Origin of the sequence: Bordetella genomosp. 11 (genome assembly GCF_002261215.1) — a bacterium.
In the GTDB taxonomy this organism is placed as follows: Bacteria; Pseudomonadota; Gammaproteobacteria; order Burkholderiales; family Burkholderiaceae_B; genus Bordetella_C.
The window spans coordinates 4392168-4410989 of sequence record NZ_NEVS01000004.1 but is presented as its reverse complement, the minus strand read 5'-3'; the positions used below and the strand labels follow the sequence as shown (position 1 = coordinate 4410989).

Sequence of the window (18822 nt, the reverse complement as noted above, 5' to 3'; positions counted from 1 at the left end):
ATGCGCCGCCTCGATGCGGTACGCGCATCGGGGCAGGCCCGTCGGACCGTATTGAGTCATACCCATAACGTGCCGGCATCGCACCGGACATAACCGGTGTTCCGCACACCACCAGGAGGACATGGAGATGAAGCGCTTGAATATTCGATACGCGGCGATCGCGGCGGCCACCGCCGCCGCGCTGGGTACGGCCAGCCCGGCGGCCTGGGCGGACGAGCAATTCGTCCCGCTGCTGGTCTACCGCACGGGATCCTTCGCGCCGCTGGGCATACCCTGGGCCGACGGCAAGCTCGATTACCTGAAGCTGGTCAACGCCCGCGACGGCGGTATCAATGGGGTGAAGATCACCTACGAGGAATGCGAGACCGCCTATGCGACCGACCGCGGGGTGGAATGCTACGAACGCCTGAAGACCCATCCGCCTACCGGCGCGTCCGGTTTCGATACCCAATCGACGGGTATCACTTTCGCCGTCAGCGACAAGGCGCCGCTGGACAAGGTGCCGGTGGAAACCGTGGGCTATGGCTTGTCTCAGGCCGTGGACGGGTCGGTTTTCCCCTGGAATTTCCCCTTGCTTGGTACGTACTGGACGGCGGCGGATGTCATGATCCAGGACATCGCCAAGAAGGAAGGCGGCAACCTCAAGGGCAAGAAGATCGCCCTGGTGTATCACGATTCGCCCTATGGGAAGGAACCCATCCCGCTGCTTCAGCGGCGCGCCGCCAAGGACGGGTTCGAACTGCAGCTGTATCCGGTCACCGCGCCCGGGGTCGAGCAGAAATCCACATGGCTGCAGATACGGCAGTCGCGGCCCAGCTACGTCCTGCTGTGGAGCGCCGGCATCATGACGCCGACGGCGATCCGCGAGGCCCAGGCCAGCGGCTATCCGCGGGAGAAGATCTACGCGATCTGGTGGGCCGGTTCGGAAGGGGACGTCAAGGACCTGGGCGGCGTGGCCAAGGGCTATAACGCCATCACCATCCACAATAGCGGCGAACCCGGCAAGGTTTCGCAGGACTTGAAGAAGTTCGTGTACGACAAGGGCGAAGGCAGCGACAAGACGGGCAACTCCGTGGGCACCATCGCGCATATGCGCGGCATGATTATCTCCATGCTGCAGGTCGAAGCCATCCGCACGGCCCAGGAAAAATACGGGAAGGGCAAGTCCATGACGCCGGAGCAGGTGCGGTGGGGCTTCGAAAACCTGAACCTGACGCAGGACAGGCTGAACCAGCTGGGCTTCGGCGTCATCATGCGGCCCGTCAAGACCTCGTGCGCCAACCACCTGGGCGCGGACTGGGCGCGCATCGTGCAATGGGACGGCGCGAAGTTCAAGGTGGTGTCCGATTGGTACCAGGCCGACAAGAGCATGGTCGATCCCCTGGTGAAAGAGGCGGCGGCCAAGTATGCCAAGGAGAAGAACATCACCCCGGTCAACTGCGAGGCCCAGGGATGACGGGCGGGATCTTCCGCCGCCCGGCATGGGCGACCGCGCCGGCGCCCCTGCGCGAGCACCGCGCGCGCAAGGCGCCGCCGGGCCCGCTCCCGGCGGCTCGCCCCCTGCAAGGACGGGAGGACCAGGCATGAGCGCACAACCCGCCGCGGCCGGCGCGCCCGGCATCCTGCTGGACGTCAACGGCATCGAGGTGATCTACAACCACGTCATCCTGGTTCTGAAGGGGGTATCGCTGCACGTGCCTGAAGGGCGGGTCGTGGCGCTGCTCGGCGCCAACGGCGCCGGCAAGACCACCACGCTGCGCGCGGTGTCGAACCTGCTGCGCGGCGAGCGGGGCGAGGTCACCAAGGGCAGCATCCGCTACCGCGGCGAGCGCGTCGACCGCTTGTCACCGGCCGACCTGGTACGGCGAGGGGTGGTACAGGTGATGGAGGGACGCCATTGCTTCGCCCACCTGACCGTGGAGGAAAACCTGCTGACCGGCGCCTATACGCGGCGGCTGGACCGCGCCCGGACCGCCGAGGCGCTCGAACGCGTCTACCAGTATTTTCCGCGGTTGAAGCAGCGGCGGGGCAGCCAGGCCGGCTATACGTCGGGCGGTGAGCAGCAGATGACCGCCATCGGCCGCGCGCTGATGGCCAGTCCCGCGATGATCCTGCTGGATGAACCGTCCATGGGCCTGGCGCCGCAGATCGTGGAGGAAATCTTCCAGATCGTGCGCGACCTGAACCAGCGCGAAGGCGTCAGCTTTCTGCTGGCGGAACAGAACACCAACATCGCGCTGCGGTATGCGGACTACGGCTACATCCTGGAGAACGGCCGCGTGGTGATGGACGGCGACGCGCAGGCGCTGGCCAGCAATGAAGACGTCAAGGAGTTCTACCTGGGGATCTCCAGCGGGGCGCGGCGCAGCTTCCGCGACACCAAGTTCTACCGACGCCGCAAACGGTGGCTGGCCTAAGGCCCGTCAATGCTGGAGGGGAACCGCGCACGGGCATTCGCGCCCGCGCGGATTCGCGGAGATATCCATGTCTGATTCACCCTACTTCGACGCGCTGGAAACGCGCCCCGCGCTGGCGCGCGAAACCTCGCTGATGGCCGCGCTGCCCAATGCCATCGCACGGGCGATGGCGCGGGCGCCCGCCATCGCCGAGCAGCTGGCCGGCGTGGATCCGGCGCGCATCGTTTCGCGCGCGGCGCTGGCCGGTCTGCCGGTGTTGCGCAAGGCCGAACTGCTGGCGCGCCAGCAGGCCAGCCGGGACGGGCCGGCCGCCGCGGGCGCCGCCAGGTCCATGGGCGGGTTTTCCGCCGTCGGATGGGGCGAAGCGCTACGGGTCTTCGCGTCGCCCGGCCCGATCTACGAACCCGAAACCGCGCGGCGCGACTATTGGCGCTTTGCCCGCGCCCTGTATGCCGCGGGCATCCGCCGCGACCAGCTGGTCTATAACTGTTTCTCGTATCACTTCACCCCGGCGGGGTCGATGATGGAAACGGCGGCGCACGCCATCGGCTGCACGGTATTCCCCGGCGGTACGGGGCAGAGCGAACAGCAGGTGCGCGCCATTCTCGATCTGGCGCCCACCGCCTATACCGGCACCCCGAGCTTTCTGAAGATCATCCTGGACAAGGCCGATGAACTCGGGATGCCGCTGCCTTCGCTGCGCCACGCCCTGGTATCGGGCGAGGCCTTCCCGCCCGCCCTGCGGGACGCCCTGTCGGCACGCGGCGTCGACGCCTACCAGGCCTATGGCAGCGCCGATCTGGGGCTGATCGCCTACGAGACGACGGCGCGCGAAGGCCTGGTGCTGGGCGAGGAGATCATTGTCGAAATCGTGCGCCCGGGTACCGGGGATCCCGTCCAGGACGGCGAGGTCGGCGAAGTCGTCGTGACCACGCTGAACCCGGACTATCCGCTGGTGCGCTTCGGTACCGGGGACCTGTCCGCGGTGCTGCCGGGGCCGTCGCCCTGCGGCCGGACCAATACGCGCATCCGCGGCTGGCTGGGCAGGGCGGACCAGGCTACCAAGGTACGCGGCCTGTTCGTGCACCCGTCGCAGGTGGCCGATATCCTGCGCCGCCACCCCGAGGCGCTGCGCGCCCGCCTGGTCGTGGGCGGGCTGGTGGGGCAGGACACCATGACGCTGCACGTCGAAGCCGCCGGTACGCCCGATGGCCTGGCGGATGCGGTCGCGCGGTCGGTGCGCGACGTCGCCAAGCTGCGCGCCGACGTGGTCCTGTGCGCGCCGGGCAGCCTGCCCAACGACGGCAAGGTCATCGAGGACGTCCGCGATTACGGATGAGGTCCAAGGCAAATACCGGACGCCGCGCCGGGATTGCCTGTCCCGGGCGGCGGGCAGGGACCGGCCTTCAGGGGCTGCCGTGCGCGTGGCGCGCCAGCCGGTCCGCGGGACGCCTATAAGCTTACGGTTTTCACGATCGATGCGGGCGCGTTAAGCTTGGCGCCCGGCGGTCCCGTTCGCGCGGGGCGCACGCATTGAATCGAAGAAGGAAACACCCCATGCGTATCAAGCTTATCAAGGCATTCATCGGTGCCGTCCTGTTCGCCATTGCCGGACAGGCGGCGCATGCCGCCACCCTGGATACCGTGCGCCAGCGCGGCGTCCTGTTGTGCGGCACCACGACCGGCTTTGCCGGTTTCTCCGCGCCGGACGCCCAGGGCGTGTGGCACGGCCTGGATGTGGACCTGTGCCGCGCCGTTGCCGCCGCCGTGCTGGGCGACGCGAACAAAACCAAGATCGTTCCGCTGGATGCGCAGCAGCGCTTTACCGCGCTTCAATCCGGCGAGATAGACCTGCTGGCGCGCAACACGACCGTGACGCAGCAGCGCGATACGGCCCTGGGCATCATCCATGCCGGCGTCAATTTCTATGACGGGCAGGGCTTCATGGTGCCGAAGTCGCTGGGCGTGAAAAGCGCCAAGGAACTGAACGGCGCGACGATATGCCTGCAGGCCGGCACCTCGAACGAGAACACGCTGGCCGACTGGGCGCGGGCCAATCGCGTCGAATACAAGCCGGTGGTCATCGAGCAGTTCAACGAAGTGGTCAACGCTTTCGCGTCGGGACGCTGCGATGTGTTCAGCACGGATGCATCCGGCCTGGCATCGATCCGCATTTCCAAGCTGCAGCATCCCGACGACTACGTCGTGCTGCCGGAAATCATTTCCAAGGAACCGCTCGGCCCGTTCGTGCGCAAGGGCGACGACAACTGGCTGAATATCGTTTCCTGGTCGTTGTCGGCCATGATCGAGGCCGAGGAATACGGCATCACGTCGGCCAACGTCGACGATCTGAAGGCCAACAGCGTCAATCCGAATATCAAGCGCATACTCGGCGTCACCGCCGGGGCGGGAAGCAACATGGGGCTGCGGGAAGACTGGGCCTACAACATCGTCAAGCAGGTCGGCAATTACGGCGAAAGCTTCGAGCGCAACGTGGGGCAGGGCAGCCCGCTGAAACTGCAGCGCGGCCTGAACGCGCAGTGGAACAAGGGCGGGCTGATGTACGCGCTGCCGATACGCTGATCGCGTCAGCCGGCGGGCGGCGGCTTGCCCTGGTAAGTCGCCGCGATATGCATGAACGCGCGTTCGAGCTCGCGCGTTCCGCCCTGGAAGACCATGGGCCGTCCGGCACGGCTGATCACGATCAGGCGCTTGGAAAACACCAGGGAGACGAAGCGCGCGCTGCGGATATCGTCCCAGGCGATTTCACGCCGTGTCAGCCAGGTCTGGCGCAATCCCGTACTGTCTATCGTGGTGATCGAGGTCTGCATGGACCACGCGACCGCCGCCAGCGCCAGGAAGCACACCAGTACCCCGCCCAGCAGGAAAGGGTTGAGGCTGCCGTTGTACATCCGGATGATGGTGGTGACGATTTCCCACCCAAGGATGGCCAGCAACACCCATGTCAGGATTTTGACCCAGTCGGGCCAGGCCTGGCCGGTCAGCGGCAATGGGCCGATTTCCTGTAGCAGCGCGGCAAGCGGGATATAGGTCGGCGGCTCGGCGGGGCGGTTCATGGGATCGCGCGTCGGCGCCTCCAGGGACTGATGGGTGGCGGCGCTAGGCCGCCCGCTTGGCCGCGATGGCATTGCCCGCGCGGCTGGAAGATTTGCGATGCAAATGAGCGGACATCCATTGTCCGATATCGACGACGGCATCGAAGTCGATGCCGGTCTCGATGTCCAGCCCCCGCAACAGATACAGCACGTCTTCGGTCGCCACATTGCCGGTCGCGCCCTTCGCGTAGGGACAACCGCCCAGTCCGGCGACCGAGGTATGGAAGATGCCGATGCCGGATTCCAGCGCCGCAACGATGTTGGCCAGCGCCTGGCCATAGGTATCGTGGAAATGTCCGGATACGCGCGCCGGATCGACGATTGCCGTCACCGCGTCCATGACCTGGCGGACGCGCTTGGGCGTGCCCACGCCGATCGTGTCGGCCACATCGATTTCGTCGCAGCCCAGCGCCATGTAGCGCCGCGCCACGTCCACCACCGATTCCACCGGCACGTCGCCCTGGTAGGGACAACCCAGCGCGCAGCTGATGGAACCGCGCAGTCGCAGGCCCGCTGCCTTGGCGGCCGCCGCCACGGGCTCGAAGCGCGCCACCGATTCGGCGATGGAGCAGTTGATGTTCTTCTGCGAGAACGCTTCGCTGGCCGCGCCGAAGATTACGACTTCATCGGCGCCGGCGTCGCGTGCCGCCTCGAAGCCCTTCATGTTGGGCGTCAGGACCGAATAGATGACGCCCGGCTTGCGCGCGATGCCCGCCATCACCTGTGCCGCGTCGGCCATTTGGGGGACCCATTTCGGCGATACGAAGGAAGTGGTCTCGATATTGGGGAAACCCGCCTCGGCAAGCCGGTTCACCAGTTCGATCTTTACCTCTGTCGGGATGAATTCTTTTTCGTTCTGCAGGCCGTCGCGCGGGGAAACCTCGACGATCTTGACGCGGGATGGGGAAGACATGGCGTGTTTTCCTAGACTTGGTGCTGCGATATAGCGGGATATTAGCCCTTGCCGGCGCGCCGCGCTCCCGCCAAACGCTGGAAACGCCCGCCATCCAGCCGGGCGACGACACCGGCCAGTTCCAGGGCCAGCAAACGCGCGCCCAGCGCGGGGACGTCCAGGCCGGTGCGCGCCATCAGGGTGTCCATGTGGACCGGGTCGTGTCCCAGCGCCGCCAGCACCGGGTCGGCGTCGTCGTCGACGATGTGCGGAAGGTCCCGTCCGTCCGGGTCGTCGCCGGTCACCCGTCCAGCCGCGATATTCCGTGCGCCGGCGGCATCGGATCCATTCGCGGCATCCGGTCCGGCGGCGATGCCGCCCAATTCGTCGGTGATGTCGCGCGCGGTTTCGACGAGTTTGGCGCCTTGCCGTATCAACGCATGGCAACCGCGCGAAAGCGGCGAATGAATGGAACCGGGAATGGCGAAGACCTCGCGGCCGTTTTCCGCCGCCAGGCGCGCGGTGATCAGCGACCCGCTCTGCCGCGCCGCTTCCACCACCAGGACGCCGCGCGCCAGCCCGGCGACCAGCCGGTTGCGGCGGGGAAAGTGGCCGCGCAGCGCCGGGCTGCCCAGCGGCAGTTCCGTGACCAGGGCGCCTTCAGCGGCGATGCGCTCCGCCAGCCCGGCATGGCGCGGCGGGTAGACGCGGTCGATGCCCGTGCCCATGACCGCCACCGTGCCGGCGCCGCGTGGGCCGGCGTCCAGGGCGCCTTCATGGGCCGCCGCGTCGACGCCTTGCGCCAGCCCGCTGACGATGCACCAGCCGTGCTGGGCCAGGAAGCGCGCGAAGGCGCGGGCGTTTTCCATGCCCCCGGCCGTCGCGCTGCGGGCGCCCACCACCGCAAGGGACGGCCGGGCCAGATACGCCGGGTCGCCGCGGACGTAAAGGAGCAGCGGCGGGTCCGCGGTGTTCAGCAGCGCGCGCGGGTAGCGGGGATCCGCCAGGGGCAGGATGTGGCAGCCCGGGCCTTCCACCCACCGCAGCGCATCGTCGATCAGCGCGGCCATGTCCGGTGCGGGAGTTCTCGCCAATTGGCGCGCCAGGTCCGGCGCGACGTGGCGGGCCAGGGCAGTGGCACCCATGGCGTAGATATCTTCGGGCAGGCCCACCGCGCGTAGCAGGCCGATGGCCCCGATCGGGCCCAGATCGGGTTCCAGGGAGAGCCGCAGCCAGGCGGCCAATTCGTCGGGAGTATGGTCCAGAGGCATGCGCGCAGTGTCGCACGATCGCGGGCCCGGGCGGGCGGCCCAGTGACGGGAACGCGCCATGCGTCCCGCTATAACAGCCTTAGGGGGAAACTATTAGAAATCAAGCGCTTGATGAATTATCATTACATATCTCCCAACCTTTTCCGTGACCTCCCGCCCGTGTGAACGCGGCCGCGGGATATATCGCTTTCCATGGCTTTGCTCAATATCCTCCACTATCCCAATCCGCGGTTGCACATCAAGGCCAGGCCGGTGGCGGAAGTGGACGATCGCATCCGTCGGCTGGTCCGCGACATGGCCGACACCATGTATGACGCCCCCGGTGTCGGCCTGGCCGCCACCCAGGTGGACGTGCATGAGCGCGTCGTCGTCATCGACGTCTCCGAGGAAGGCAACGACCTGCTCGTCCTGATCAACCCGGAAATCACCTGGAAGAGCGAAGAACGGCAAACCTACGAAGAGGGCTGCCTGTCCGTTCCCGGCATCTACGACGAGGTCGAACGCGCCGCCCGCATCCGCTTCAAGGCGCTGGACGCCGACGGCAAGCCCTACGAAAGGGAAGCCGAAGGCCTGCTGGCCGTCTGCGTGCAACACGAACTGGACCACCTGGACGGCAAGGTATTCGTCGAGTACCTGTCCTCCCTGAAGCAGAACCGCATCAAGACCAAGCTGCGCAAGGCCGAACGCGAAGCTGTTCGCTGAGGGGTGAGGCCCCCCCCGAAGCGCTGCGCGCTTCCCCCCAAGGGGGGCGACGCTGCGGACCGGCGAAGCCGGATCCGCGCGTCCCCGGTCGGGGGCGCCCGTTCTTTGCGTGGCGATGTGTTTAGTGGGTGAGGTTGTGGCGCGGGCGGGTTTTCATTTGGGTTGGGTGATGCATAGCGCTATGGAGTATTGACACGATGCGCGTCGTTTTTGCCGGTACGCCGGATTTTGCCCGTCTGGCGCTGGAAGCGATCCTGGCGGCGGGCCACGCGGTTCCCCTGGTGCTGACGCAGCCCGATCGTCCGGCCGGACGCGGGCTCAAGCTGACGCCCAGTCCGGTCAAGCAGGCCGCGCTGGCGGCCGGCATTCCGGTGGCCCAACCCCGCAGCTTGCGGCTGGATGGGCGCTACCCCGAAGAGGCTGTCCTTGCGCGCGACCAGTTGCGGGCCGCTGAGCCAGACGTCATGGTGGTGGCGGCCTATGGGCTGATCCTGCCGCAGTGGGTGCTGGACCTGCCGCCCCATGGCTGCCTGAACATCCATGCCAGCCTGCTGCCGCGCTGGCGCGGCGCCGCGCCCATCCAGCGCGCCATCGAGGCGGGCGATACCGAAACCGGGGTGACCATCATGCAGATGGACGCCGGCCTGGATACCGGCGACATGCTGCTGGTGCGCAAGGTGCCTATCGGCGCGGAGCAGACCGCGGCGTCCCTGCATGACGACCTGGCGGCCGCGGGGGCTGCCGCTATCGTGGAAGCCCTGGCCGCGCTGCCCGCCGGCAAGCTGACGCGCGTGCCGCAGCCGGCCGAGGGCGTGACCTATGCGGCCAAGCTGGACAAGGCCGAGGCGGCACTGGATTTTTCCCTGGGCGCGGACGTCCTGGCGCGACGGGTGCGGGCGTTCGATCCCGTGCCGGGGGCAACGGCACGTTTGCCCGGCCTGGACGATCCGGTCAAGGTCTGGCGGGCCCAGGCGCTGCCGGGTGTATCCGCCACCGTACCCGGTACCGTGCTGCGCGTGCTGCCCACCGGCATCGATATCGCCACCGCGGACGGCATCCTGCGCCTGCTCGAATTGCAGAAGGCCGGCGGCAAACGCCAACCTGTCGACGTTTTCGTGCGGGGATGGCAGGGCGGGTGAGGGAAGGCGCGCCGCCGCGGCGGCGCGATTCAATACAGTGTTTTTTGCACGCGGTCCGGCAATTCGCGATCGTATTGTTCGCCGTCGAAGCCCGCGCCGATCAGGTCGCGCAGCATGCGGCCCGTGCTGGGCAGGGCGTCGCGCTGCAGTTGCGTGGACGGATCCCACAGCCTGGATCGGATCACCGCGCGCGAGCACTGGAAGAACACGGTTTCCACCCGAACGACCAGCACCGACCGGGGCGGCTTGCCATCCATGGCCAGCCGCTCCAGCAGGGCAGGCTCGATGCTGATGGCCGCGCGTCCGTTCACGCGCAGCGTTTCGCCGATGCCGGGAATCAGGAACAGCAGGGCCACGCGCGGGTCCGCGATGATATTGCGCAGGCTGTCGACGCGGTTGTTGCCGCGGCGGTCCGGTAGCAGCAGAGTGCTTTCGTCCTGGATCTCCACGAAGCCGGGCGCGTCGCCGCGCGGCGACACATCCAGGCCGCCTGGTCCGCTCGTGGCCAGCGCAACGAACGGCGCGGCGCGGATGAAGGCGCAATAGTTCGGATGCAAGGTGGCGCTTTCTTTCAGCACGGAGGCTTCCTTGGGTTGCCCGTAAAGCGCGGTCAGGGCATCCAGGTCGGTGATCCGGTGCGTGTCGTCGGTGGTCATCGCGGTCTGCTTGTCGATGGACAAAAGGAAGGGCGGCCGGGCGGCGCGCTGTGGCTATCGTAGCCCAGATGCCTGTCATCGAATTCCACCGTTCAGTGTTTTCCGACGCGCTTTTCAGCCGGGACTATGCCGCAAAAGCATGGATGCCGATGATGGTGCGCGGGCATGTCCCCTACGATGGCCGGTTGCGGCGCGGCGGCGATACGCCGGGGTTCGGCGGCGCGGGCGCGTAAGGGCCCGTGCATGGGGCCAGGCCGTATCCGGGAGAGCATGTGATGGCGGTAAGGGATGTGGGCCCTATCGGTGGTGTTTCCTACGCGGCGCCGGCGGTGGACGTCGGCAGCGCGGCCCCATTCCGGGCACGGGCCGGGCGGGGCAAGCGGCTGATGCGCCTGGCCCGCGACATACGCGAAGCGCCTTCCATGCGGGGCAAGCTGTCGCTGCTGTATGCCCGGGTGCGCGCCGATAGCCGGGTGCGCGAGCTTCAAAGATGGTCCGACATCGGGCGCGGCGCGGCGGTCAGCCACGACGACATGCGGCAGCTGGTGGATCGCGTCACCGGCAAATGCCGCGGGCCGGTGAACTCGCGCGTCTTTCTCCGCATCGCCGAGCGATTCTGCGAAAACAGCGATACGGGGCAATTGGCCGCGCTGCGCCGCAGGTTGGCGACCGCCACGCAAGACCCGGACGATTGGCTGAACGGCGCGCCCGGCAACGATGCGGCACGCCGGGCATGGACCACCTTGAGCGCCATGCTGGACGACGAACTCGCGCGGCGGACATTGCTGATGCCGCTCAAACAGATCGCCCGGGCCCTGTCCACCCCGGGCGATGCGCATACGCTGGATCTCGCCTGCGCCCGTCTCGGCGTCAGCCTGAGCCGCGTCTCCGACGAAGGTACTGTCCGAGGGCTGCTGGCCGCCGCCTTGCCGCAATTGACCCATGCCGAATTCCGCTTGCTGGCCCGCCACCTGGCGGCGACGCATCCATCGTCCGAAGGAAGCGACACGGAGCATTGCGCCATGGCGCGGGCGCTGCGCGGCCGGCGCGCCTCGTCGCAATTGTGGCAACAGCGGCTCGATCTTATCGGCGCGTTGCAAGGCGCGATGCGCGACGCCGTGGGCAAGCGCCTGGACTACTTCGTCGACACGACCGCGAAGCTGATCGATTTCCAGCTCGGGCAGGGGCGCTCGAGCCAGGAGGTCTACGACCTTGCCTTTGCCTCTCTTTCGAAAAGCCTGGAAGACGTCGGCTATACCGGTGTGTTGGTTCCAGACAGCAACGCGCTGGCGCCGCGGTTGATCGCCGCCGCGCTTATGGCTAAACCGCTGAAGGACGTCCTGGCCTTCGCCGGCAAGCTCAGTATCCAGACGCTGGGCACGCTGCTGCATGCCATGGAGGACGCGCGCGCCGATTACGCCGACGCGGCCTGGCTGATACGCGGCATGCGCGACGATCGCGTCCGGCGTTATCGCGACGAGCTTACCGGCTGTCTTGGCAATTTACGGCGGTGCACGGAGGACGGCGGACGCTGGTCGATCGTGCGGGCGCTGGAAGCCCTGGGGACTGCGCTCCAGGCCTGGGAAAGCGATGGACCTTGCGCGGGCCAGCCGATCCCGCAGCCCCTCCGGCAGGATCTGCGCATGGCCGTGCGCCTGGCCGTGCCGCGCATTGTCGGCGAGGCCGGCAGGCGCGCGGAAGCCCTGGATCTGGACAGCATCCGGATGCTGTCCGATGAAGAGATCCGGTGCCTGCGCAGGCACGAGTCCGTCCTGAAGCAATACGGCCTGCGCCTGGACCGGGGTGCGCTCGAAACCCTGGCACGGGAACGCGCGCCCTATGTCGCGGAAAGTATCGAGCACCTCGCCGCCGTGGCGGATGCCCTTTCCCGGTATGACGCCAGGCCCGACCTTACCATCCGGGCGCTGCGCGACGGCGCGGCGTCGCTGGCGTTGGCGTGCGCGCAGTACGGGTGCTTTGTCGATCTTGGCTCCGACGGCATCGCGAAGCTTTGCTCGGAGATCGCCGGCGCCGCCTGGCATGGCTTCCTGGAACGGCACCCGGCGCGCCGCGCGGACGCCAGCGCCGCAATGGCGAAGCTGGGCGCTCTCCTGGCCAATGGTTTGAGCGATGCGGCATCGTGCCTGGTCCCGGATGTCGGCGACCGATTCCCTGGCGATGACGAGCCGCTGTCCCACCCGGCCCCGCATGTGGCCTGGCGCCTGAGGCTGGCGTCGCGATTGATGGAGGCCATGGTCATCGCGTCCCTACCGGAAGACGACGACGCCGCGCGCGCCGCCGCGGGCGCCGGCTTCGTCGCCCATTGGGCGGCCGGGCTGGAGCAGCTGCTCCCGGAGCACTTCGGCGTACGCTACGACGCTGCGAGCGCACGGGCGGAACTTGTCATGGCCCCGGCGCAGCTGCACGCTTTTGCCCAGGAACTGCTTCGCCGCGAAATGACGGTCCCAGCGCTGGCGTCCCTGCAGATCCCCGGCCCGGACGGGCCCGTGGCCATCGACCTGGATCGTCAGTTCGTCCTGGATGGGATAGACCGGCCGACCATCGTGTTTTCCGTCACGGGCGTCGACCGCCTCGGCCACTACATTCCCTATACGAGCTCGCCACGCGTGCCGGGCGGCGAAGCGTCCAGCGAAGGGGTAGAGCGTGCGCTACTGGCCTTCCATCGACTGGCGGGCCCGGACATGCCGATGCTCTCGACGTATATGGTCCAGACGGTGGTGGCGGAACTTCTGAAAGGCCTGTGGGTATTGGGGCCGCAGGCGCCCATCAAGCTGGACGATGGCAGCCCCGTCTTGCCGGGCGGCCCCGGCCTGATACGCACGGACCTGGCCCGGCTGGCCGATGGTTCGTACCGGCTGCGCATCGCCGTGGCATGGAACGAGCTCGTCAGCGTGTGCGGATTCGCAGGCAAAGGCACGAAGATGGACGTCGCGCAGAGCTACGCCTACATGGCTTGCGACCTGCATTTGACGCCGGCGCCGGAAGGGGGCTGGCACCGCGAGGTCACCCGGCCTGCCGAGGTCGGCTATCGCTTTGTTCCGATCATCGAGTCCGACGACGAGGACTGATGGCGGAAGGGGACGGTGGCCGGTCGCCGGAACGATCCCTTAGCGCGCCAGGGTTCGCAGGCTTTCCAGGCCCGGCAGCGCCGGCATGCCGCGCAGGGACGCGCGATCCAGCCAGGGGTAGGGCAGGGACGTGATCCACGCGAACACGGCGGGCATTGTGTCGGCCGCCAGCGTTTCCATCGACTCGATGGTGATCGTCAAGTGCCGGACGCGATGCGGCTCGGCCTGGAAGCGCCAGTCATAGCGGCCGTGGCCCACGCGCACTTTCCCGGTCGCCTTCTCCGTCATCGCTACCATCCAATCGCAGCTGAACTCGGCCAGCACGGCACCCTGCGCCGGGCGATCGAAGTAGAAGGTGTATACGTTGTCGTAGGTCTGCCCGAAGGCGCGGACCAGCGTGTCGGCGATGGCAGGTTCGCCCGTGACCTCCGACGGGAAGGCGATGGCTGCGGTTTTCAGCACCATTTCCAGGCGGGCATCCGGCGCGAAGGTGTCCGCCATATACCAGGGGCGGTTTTCGTCCTTGGCATGGAAGTAATCGCGCAGCAGCTGTTCTGTGGTTTTCTTCATGGTTTATTTCGCCGGCTCGATCCATTTGGACACCGTCGGCGCCGTGTAGGCGGCGAACCGCTCCAGCAGCCTGGCCGGGTCGCTTTCTACGGCCAGCATCGCACGGTGTTGCGGGCGCATGAAAGCTTCCTGGACGGTGTGATCCAGGAAGGCGGTCAGCTTATCGAAATAGCCCGCGATGTTCAGCAGCCCGCAGGGCTTGCCGTGAAAGCCCAGTTGGGCCCAGGTCCAGGTTTCGAAAATCTCTTCCAGCGTGCCGACGCCGCCGGGCATGGCGACGAAGCCATCGGCCCTTTCCGCCATCATCGTCTTGCGTTCGTGCATGGAGGTGACGATGTGCTGCTCGGTCAGGCCCCGGTGGGCCAGTTCCTTCTTGACCAGGGCTTCGGGGATAACGCCGATGACGCGGCCGCCGTTTTCGAGCACCGCATCGGCCAGGATGCCCATGATGCCGGCGCTGGAGCCGCCATACACCAGGCCCACGCCTTGTTGCGCGAGTTCACGGCCGAAGCCGCGCGCGGCCTCCGCGTAGACCGGTTGCCGCCCGGCATTCGAGCCGCAGTAAACACAGATGTTTTCGAGTTTCATGGCTTTGCACCGCTTGCATCGTGGCGTCTGTCCGCCAGGCCATGGGTGTGGTGCGAGCTGTCGTGCGACGTACCCGCCACCAGGCCGGGCGGCCGGCCCGGGCGCGAAACTTGCTAACCGCCACGGACCGTAGACCGAAGCCCGGTAGTTTACGCATATTTTCCCGCGGCGATCCGCGGCCTTCGCCGGGCGGCGATACGTTTGGACACAGCGGCTTTTATCGAGCCGGCGGCGCATGGCGCCGGTCCGCCCAACCCCGATACAAGGAGAATACGGATATGGATATGCCAAGCAAAAAGACGGCCGATTTCCACGTCGATGTGCAGGCCATGCGCCAGAAAGCCCGCCAGGGCCTGAAGGATGGCGCGGTCACCGACACCTACCGCGCGGACCGGCAGACGGTACTGCGCCTGCTGAATGACGCGCTGGCGACCGAGCTGGTCTGTGTGCTGCGCTACAAGCGCCACTTCTTCATGGCGCGCGGCATGAATGCCGAGCCCGTGGCGGCGGAATTCGCCGAGCACGCCACGGAGGAGCAGGACCACGCCGATCGCATTGCCGAGCGCATCGTCCAGCTGGGCGGCGAGCCGGATATGAATCCGGCCAACCTGGCAAAGCGCAGCCACTCGGAATATGTCGAGGCCTCCACGCTGGAAGACATGATCAAGGAGAACCTGGTGGCCGAGCGTGTCGCCATCGACAGCTATCGGCAGATGGTCGAGTACCTGGGCGAGGATGACCCGACGACCCGCCGGCTGCTGGAAGAGATCCTGGCGGTAGAGGAAGAGCACGCCGACGATTTGTCGGACTTCCTGGCCTAATGCAGGCGTAACGCTGGCGTTACGCGAGTGGCGGTGCGGCCCCCTTTGCGATGGCGGGCCGCCCGCACCTGGACCGTTTACCGTGCTTCTACGGCATCGGCCCACAGGTCGTATTCGTCGGCGTCCGTGACGGTGGCGCGTATCAGGTCGCCCGGCTTGAGCGGTGCTTCCGACGCCACGTAGACCGAGCCGTCGATTTCCGGCGCATCGGCGCTGCTGCGGCCGATGGCGCCGTCTTCGTCCACCTCGTCGATCAGTACTTCGATTTCGCGACCCACCCGTGCCTGCAGGCGCTGGGCCGAGATGCCTTGCTGGTGCGCCATGAACCGTTCCCAGCGCTCCTGCTTGACCTCGTCCGGCACGGGGTTGTCCAGCGCATTGGCCGGCGCGCCTTCCACGGGCGAATACTGGAAACAGCCGACGCGGTCCAGTTGCGCTTCGCTCATCCAATCGAGCAGGTACTGGAAGTCCTCTTCCGTCTCGCCCGGGAAGCCGACGATGAAGGTCGAACGCAGCGTCAGGTCCGGACAGGTCTCGCGCCAGCGCTTGATGCGGGCCAGGGTCTTGTCCTCGAAGGCCGGGCGCTTCATGGCTTTCAGGATGCGGGGGCTGGCGTGCTGGAAGGGAATGTCCAGATAGGGAAGGATCTTGCCTTCGGCCATCAGGGGAATGACTTCATCGACGTGCGGGTAGGGGTAGACGTAATGCAGCCGCGTCCACACGCCCAGTTCGGACAGGGCCGCGCATAGCTCGGTCATGCGCGTCTTGACCGGCCGGCCGTTCCAGAAGCCGCTGCGGTATTTCAGGTCCACGCCATAGGCGCTGGTGTCCTGGGAGATCACCAGCAATTCCTTGACGCCCGCCTTGACCAGGCGTTCGGCTTCGTTCAGCACGTCGCCCACCGGCCGGCTGACCAGGTCCCCCCGCATGGACGGGATGATGCAGAAGCTGCAACGGTGGTTGCAGCCTTCGGAGATCTTCAGGTAAGCGTAGTGCCGCGGCGTCAGCTTGACCCCTTGCGGCGGGACCAGGTCCGTATAGGGATTGTGATCCGCGCGGGGCGGCGCGGCGTCGTGCACGGCACGCACCACCTGTTCGTACTGCTGCGGTCCTGTCACTGCCAGAACGCTGGGATGCACGTTCCGTATGGCGGATTCTTCCACGCCCATGCAACCCGTGACGATGACCTTGCCGTTCTCGGCCAGGGCTTCGCCGATCGCTTCCAGGGACTCGGCCTTGGCGCTGTCGATGAAACCACAGGTGTTGACCACCACGACGTCGGCATCGTCGTACGACGGCGTGACTTCGTAGCCTTCGGTACGAAGCTGGGTCAGGATACGTTCGGAATCGACCAGGGCCTTGGGACAGCCAAGGCTGACGAACCCCACTTTGGGAGTGCGGTCTTTGTTTTGCGTTGAATCAGAAAGGGTTTTCATGGGGCTTCCGTGTGCGGCCCGGACCGGGCGCAGCGGGGTGCCCAGAGATACGAAGCCAGGCGGCGATTTTAACTCGGCGCAATTTCACGGCTGCTGCGGCGGCGAAGAGGCCCGTTGGAAGACGGTGCGGCCCTGTTTTTTCCGCTTGAGGAGCCGCGCAGCCACCGCCCGTGGGACATGCTCTAGCGTGGCGACAATTGCGGCGCATAAGCGCCATCAGGGCACGCGGCTCGTGCCTTTTACGACGACCGGTCGTGCCGCATGCGCTTATGGAGTCTGGCCTCGCGCCGCAACAAGGCAAGCTGCGCGGTGCCAAGAAGAATGACCGCCCCGGCCTGCGACACCCATAGAGGGACTGTCGGCGGATCATTCATTGCAGTCGGGAATGCGCATGTCATCGCCGTACCGAGCGCACAAAGAATCCACCAGAGCGTTGTCGCCCGGAGCCCCAGGAAACGTTCGTACTCCGCAGGATTGCGGAAGGATGGTTGTATGTATGTAAGGCAAATGAAGAAAAGCGATGTGCTCAGGAAGACCACAATGGAAGGTGCGACTACAAGCCACATAAAGTAAGACCTTCCAAGGGGAGAAAACGGTATTGCCCCCAGTAATAGAAGTAGCCCGGCATAGAAGCCCAGGCGCGCTCGGTATACAGGTAGTGCTTGCATGCGTGTACGCCTAGGGGTCTGTATTAGCTGTCACCATCCTGGGTTGAAGAAGACACGATATAAGTGCAACCCGTCGTAGCCAGAACATTGATCAAGCCCTGCGGGTGTTTCCCGGCGGGAAGATCCCTAACGTAACCTTGCCCACGCTTTGCTCCACTACGACGATAAGATGCTCTTGAGAGTCGAGCTCCGTGGTCGTCAGTGGAGGAAGGTTCCTATCGGCTTGCAGGGGCCGGCGGCGGATCAAGGCACCAGGATGATCGCGCCGACGCCTTGGCGTTGTTCCGCGTATTCGTGTGCCCGGGCCGCCTCGTCCAGCGGGAACCGCGCGCCTATGTTCGGCTTTATGGCCCCGCTGGCCAGCGCATCGAACGCGTCGCGCGCGTTTTCGCGGAAAGTCCTCACGTCCGCGTTGTGGGGAAAGACGGAGGGGCGCGTCAGGAACAGGCAGCCCTTTTTGTTGAGGATCTCGGGGTCGATCGAAGGGGCCGGCCCGGAGGCCGCGCCAAAGAGGACGACGGTACCGAATTGGGCCGCGCAGTCCAGGGACCCCATGAAAGTGTGCTTGCCGACCGAGTCGTAGACGACATTCGCCTTGCGGCCTTGCGAGGCATCGATGACTTCTTTCACCCAGTCGGGCCGGCTGTAGTCTATGGCGACGTCGCAACCCGCTTGAACCGCGGTCTGGCATTTCTGGGGGCCGCCGGCCGTGCCGATCACATAAGCGCCGAGCGATTTCGCCCAGCTGCTCAGGATCTGCCCCACACCGCCCGCGGCAGCGTGAACGAGTACGACGTCGCCTTCGCCGACGCGATAGGTTTTTCTCAGGAGATATTGCGCCGTCATCGCCTTGAAAAATATCGCGGCGGCGACTTCATCGGTGATGCCGTCCGGAATCCTGACCAGCCGGTTGGCGTCCACATTGCGGCGATCGGCATATGCCCCTATGCCGGCATTCATGTACACCACGCGATCGCCGGCCTGGAAGCCGGCGACATCGCGGCCGACACGCTCGACGATACCGGCGGCTTCGTGGCCGAGGCCTGTGGGAAGCGGCAGCGGATACTTTCCCGAGCGCTGATAGACATCGATGTAGTTGAACCCGATTGCCGTCTGGCGCAATTGCACTTCAAGGGGAAGCGGTTCGGGAATCGACGTGGTTTCGACCTTCATCGCATCTGGCGAGCCGAACTGTTCAAGCACGATCGCTCTGGCCGGCGTACCGCTGGAGTCAGTCATCGAGTGGCCTCTTGGGATGTGGAAGTTGGAACGCCGACGCGATCGTCACGAGGGGCGTACACGTTCAATGCCGTTACGGTGCCAAAAGCATACCGTACCGTGGCTTCCAGTCCGCTGGCGAGCGCGAATCGTTTTCAACGAATCTTGTCCGTTTCGGTTCGATGCGCGAAGGCGATCGCCGCGCCAGCGGATTCCAATCCCGCGTGTTTTGAATCGTG

General features: G+C 66.2%; 16 protein-coding genes. 8 read left to right on the top strand and 8 right to left on the bottom strand.

Features of this window, described 5'->3' with window-relative positions; all coding sequences use genetic code 11:
- The first annotated feature begins 121 nt into the window (after nt 1–121).
- The 4 genes from CAL28_RS27525 to CAL28_RS27510 all read left to right on the top strand — a co-directional run bounded on the left by CAL28_RS27525 (nt 122) and on the right by CAL28_RS27510 (nt 5000).
- On the top strand, nt 122–1456 hold the full coding sequence (locus CAL28_RS27525; protein WP_094844167.1) for an ABC transporter substrate-binding protein: 1335 nt from the start codon (nt 122–124) through the stop codon (nt 1454–1456).
- Between the two features lie 127 nt (nt 1457–1583).
- On the top strand, nt 1584–2417 hold the full coding sequence (locus tag CAL28_RS27520; RefSeq protein ID WP_094844166.1) for an ABC transporter ATP-binding protein: 834 nt from the start codon (nt 1584–1586) through the stop codon (nt 2415–2417).
- A 67-nt stretch (nt 2418–2484) separates the two neighbouring features.
- Entirely contained in the window at nt 2485–3756 is a 1272-nt protein-coding gene (locus CAL28_RS27515; RefSeq protein WP_094844165.1) for a phenylacetate--CoA ligase family protein, read from the top strand.
- A 218-nt stretch (nt 3757–3974) separates the two neighbouring features.
- Nucleotides 3975–5000: an amino acid ABC transporter substrate-binding protein gene (locus CAL28_RS27510; RefSeq protein ID WP_094844164.1), complete on the top strand. Its 1026-nt coding sequence runs from the start codon at nt 3975–3977 to the stop codon at nt 4998–5000.
- Between the two features lie 5 nt (nt 5001–5005).
- On the opposite strand, the gene CAL28_RS27505 is transcribed toward CAL28_RS27510, so the two are convergent.
- From CAL28_RS27505 to dprA, 3 genes are read right to left on the bottom strand one after another with little or no spacing between them, the layout of a single operon-like run.
- Nucleotides 5006–5494: a hypothetical protein gene (locus tag CAL28_RS27505; protein WP_094844163.1), complete on the bottom strand. Its 489-nt coding sequence runs from the start codon at nt 5492–5494 to the stop codon at nt 5006–5008.
- A 43-nt stretch (nt 5495–5537) separates the two neighbouring features.
- Nucleotides 5538–6446, bottom strand: a complete 909-nt coding sequence (locus tag CAL28_RS27500) for a hydroxymethylglutaryl-CoA lyase (protein ID WP_094844162.1) — start codon at nt 6444–6446, stop codon at nt 5538–5540.
- A gap of 41 nt (nt 6447–6487) precedes the next feature.
- Nucleotides 6488–7696, bottom strand: a complete 1209-nt coding sequence (dprA, locus tag CAL28_RS27495) for a DNA-processing protein DprA (RefSeq protein WP_094844161.1) — start codon at nt 7694–7696, stop codon at nt 6488–6490.
- A 192-nt stretch (nt 7697–7888) separates the two neighbouring features.
- Here dprA and def point away from each other — a divergent pair, with 192 nt between their 5' ends.
- Together def and fmt are read left to right on the top strand one after the other, a co-directional pair.
- Nucleotides 7889–8398, top strand: coding sequence for a peptide deformylase (gene def / locus CAL28_RS27490; protein WP_094844160.1), 510 nt, complete (start codon nt 7889–7891; stop codon nt 8396–8398).
- 197 nt (nt 8399–8595) lie between these two features.
- The gene (fmt, locus tag CAL28_RS27485) at nt 8596–9537 is read left to right on the top strand and encodes a methionyl-tRNA formyltransferase (RefSeq protein WP_094844159.1); all 942 of its coding nucleotides are present in this window, start codon (nt 8596–8598) and stop codon (nt 9535–9537) included.
- Nucleotides 9538–9566: 29 nt separating this feature from the next.
- Here the strand turns inward: fmt and CAL28_RS27480 are convergent, their stop codons facing one another.
- A complete protein-coding gene (locus CAL28_RS27480) occupies nt 9567–10193 on the bottom strand; it encodes a pyridoxamine 5'-phosphate oxidase family protein (RefSeq protein WP_094844884.1) in 627 nt (208 codons plus the stop codon).
- Nucleotides 10194–10468: 275 nt separating this feature from the next.
- On the opposite strand from CAL28_RS27480, the gene CAL28_RS27475 reads away from it, so the two are divergent.
- Nucleotides 10469–13282, top strand: coding sequence for a hypothetical protein (locus CAL28_RS27475; RefSeq protein WP_094844158.1), 2814 nt, complete (start codon nt 10469–10471; stop codon nt 13280–13282).
- Nucleotides 13283–13321: 39 nt separating this feature from the next.
- On the opposite strand, the gene CAL28_RS27470 is transcribed toward CAL28_RS27475, so the two are convergent.
- Together CAL28_RS27470 and CAL28_RS27465 are read right to left on the bottom strand one after the other, a co-directional pair.
- Nucleotides 13322–13852 (bottom strand): hypothetical protein, encoded by a 531-nt coding sequence (locus CAL28_RS27470; RefSeq protein ID WP_094844157.1) that lies wholly within the window; start codon nt 13850–13852, stop codon nt 13322–13324.
- 3 nt (nt 13853–13855) lie between these two features.
- Nucleotides 13856–14440: a TIGR00730 family Rossman fold protein gene (locus CAL28_RS27465; protein ID WP_094844156.1), complete on the bottom strand. Its 585-nt coding sequence runs from the start codon at nt 14438–14440 to the stop codon at nt 13856–13858.
- 284 nt (nt 14441–14724) lie between these two features.
- On the opposite strand from CAL28_RS27465, the gene CAL28_RS27460 reads away from it, so the two are divergent.
- A complete protein-coding gene (locus tag CAL28_RS27460; RefSeq protein ID WP_440588421.1) occupies nt 14725–15261 on the top strand; it encodes a ferritin-like domain-containing protein in 537 nt (178 codons plus the stop codon).
- Between the two features lie 77 nt (nt 15262–15338).
- On the opposite strand, the gene rimO is transcribed toward CAL28_RS27460, so the two are convergent.
- On the bottom strand, nt 15339–16697 hold the full coding sequence (gene rimO / locus CAL28_RS27455) for a 30S ribosomal protein S12 methylthiotransferase RimO (RefSeq protein WP_094844154.1): 1359 nt from the start codon (nt 16695–16697) through the stop codon (nt 15339–15341).
- A gap of 911 nt (nt 16698–17608) precedes the next feature.
- On the bottom strand, nt 17609–18604 hold the full coding sequence (locus CAL28_RS27445) for a quinone oxidoreductase family protein (RefSeq protein WP_094844152.1): 996 nt from the start codon (nt 18602–18604) through the stop codon (nt 17609–17611).
- Nucleotides 18605–18822: the final 218 nt, after the last annotated feature.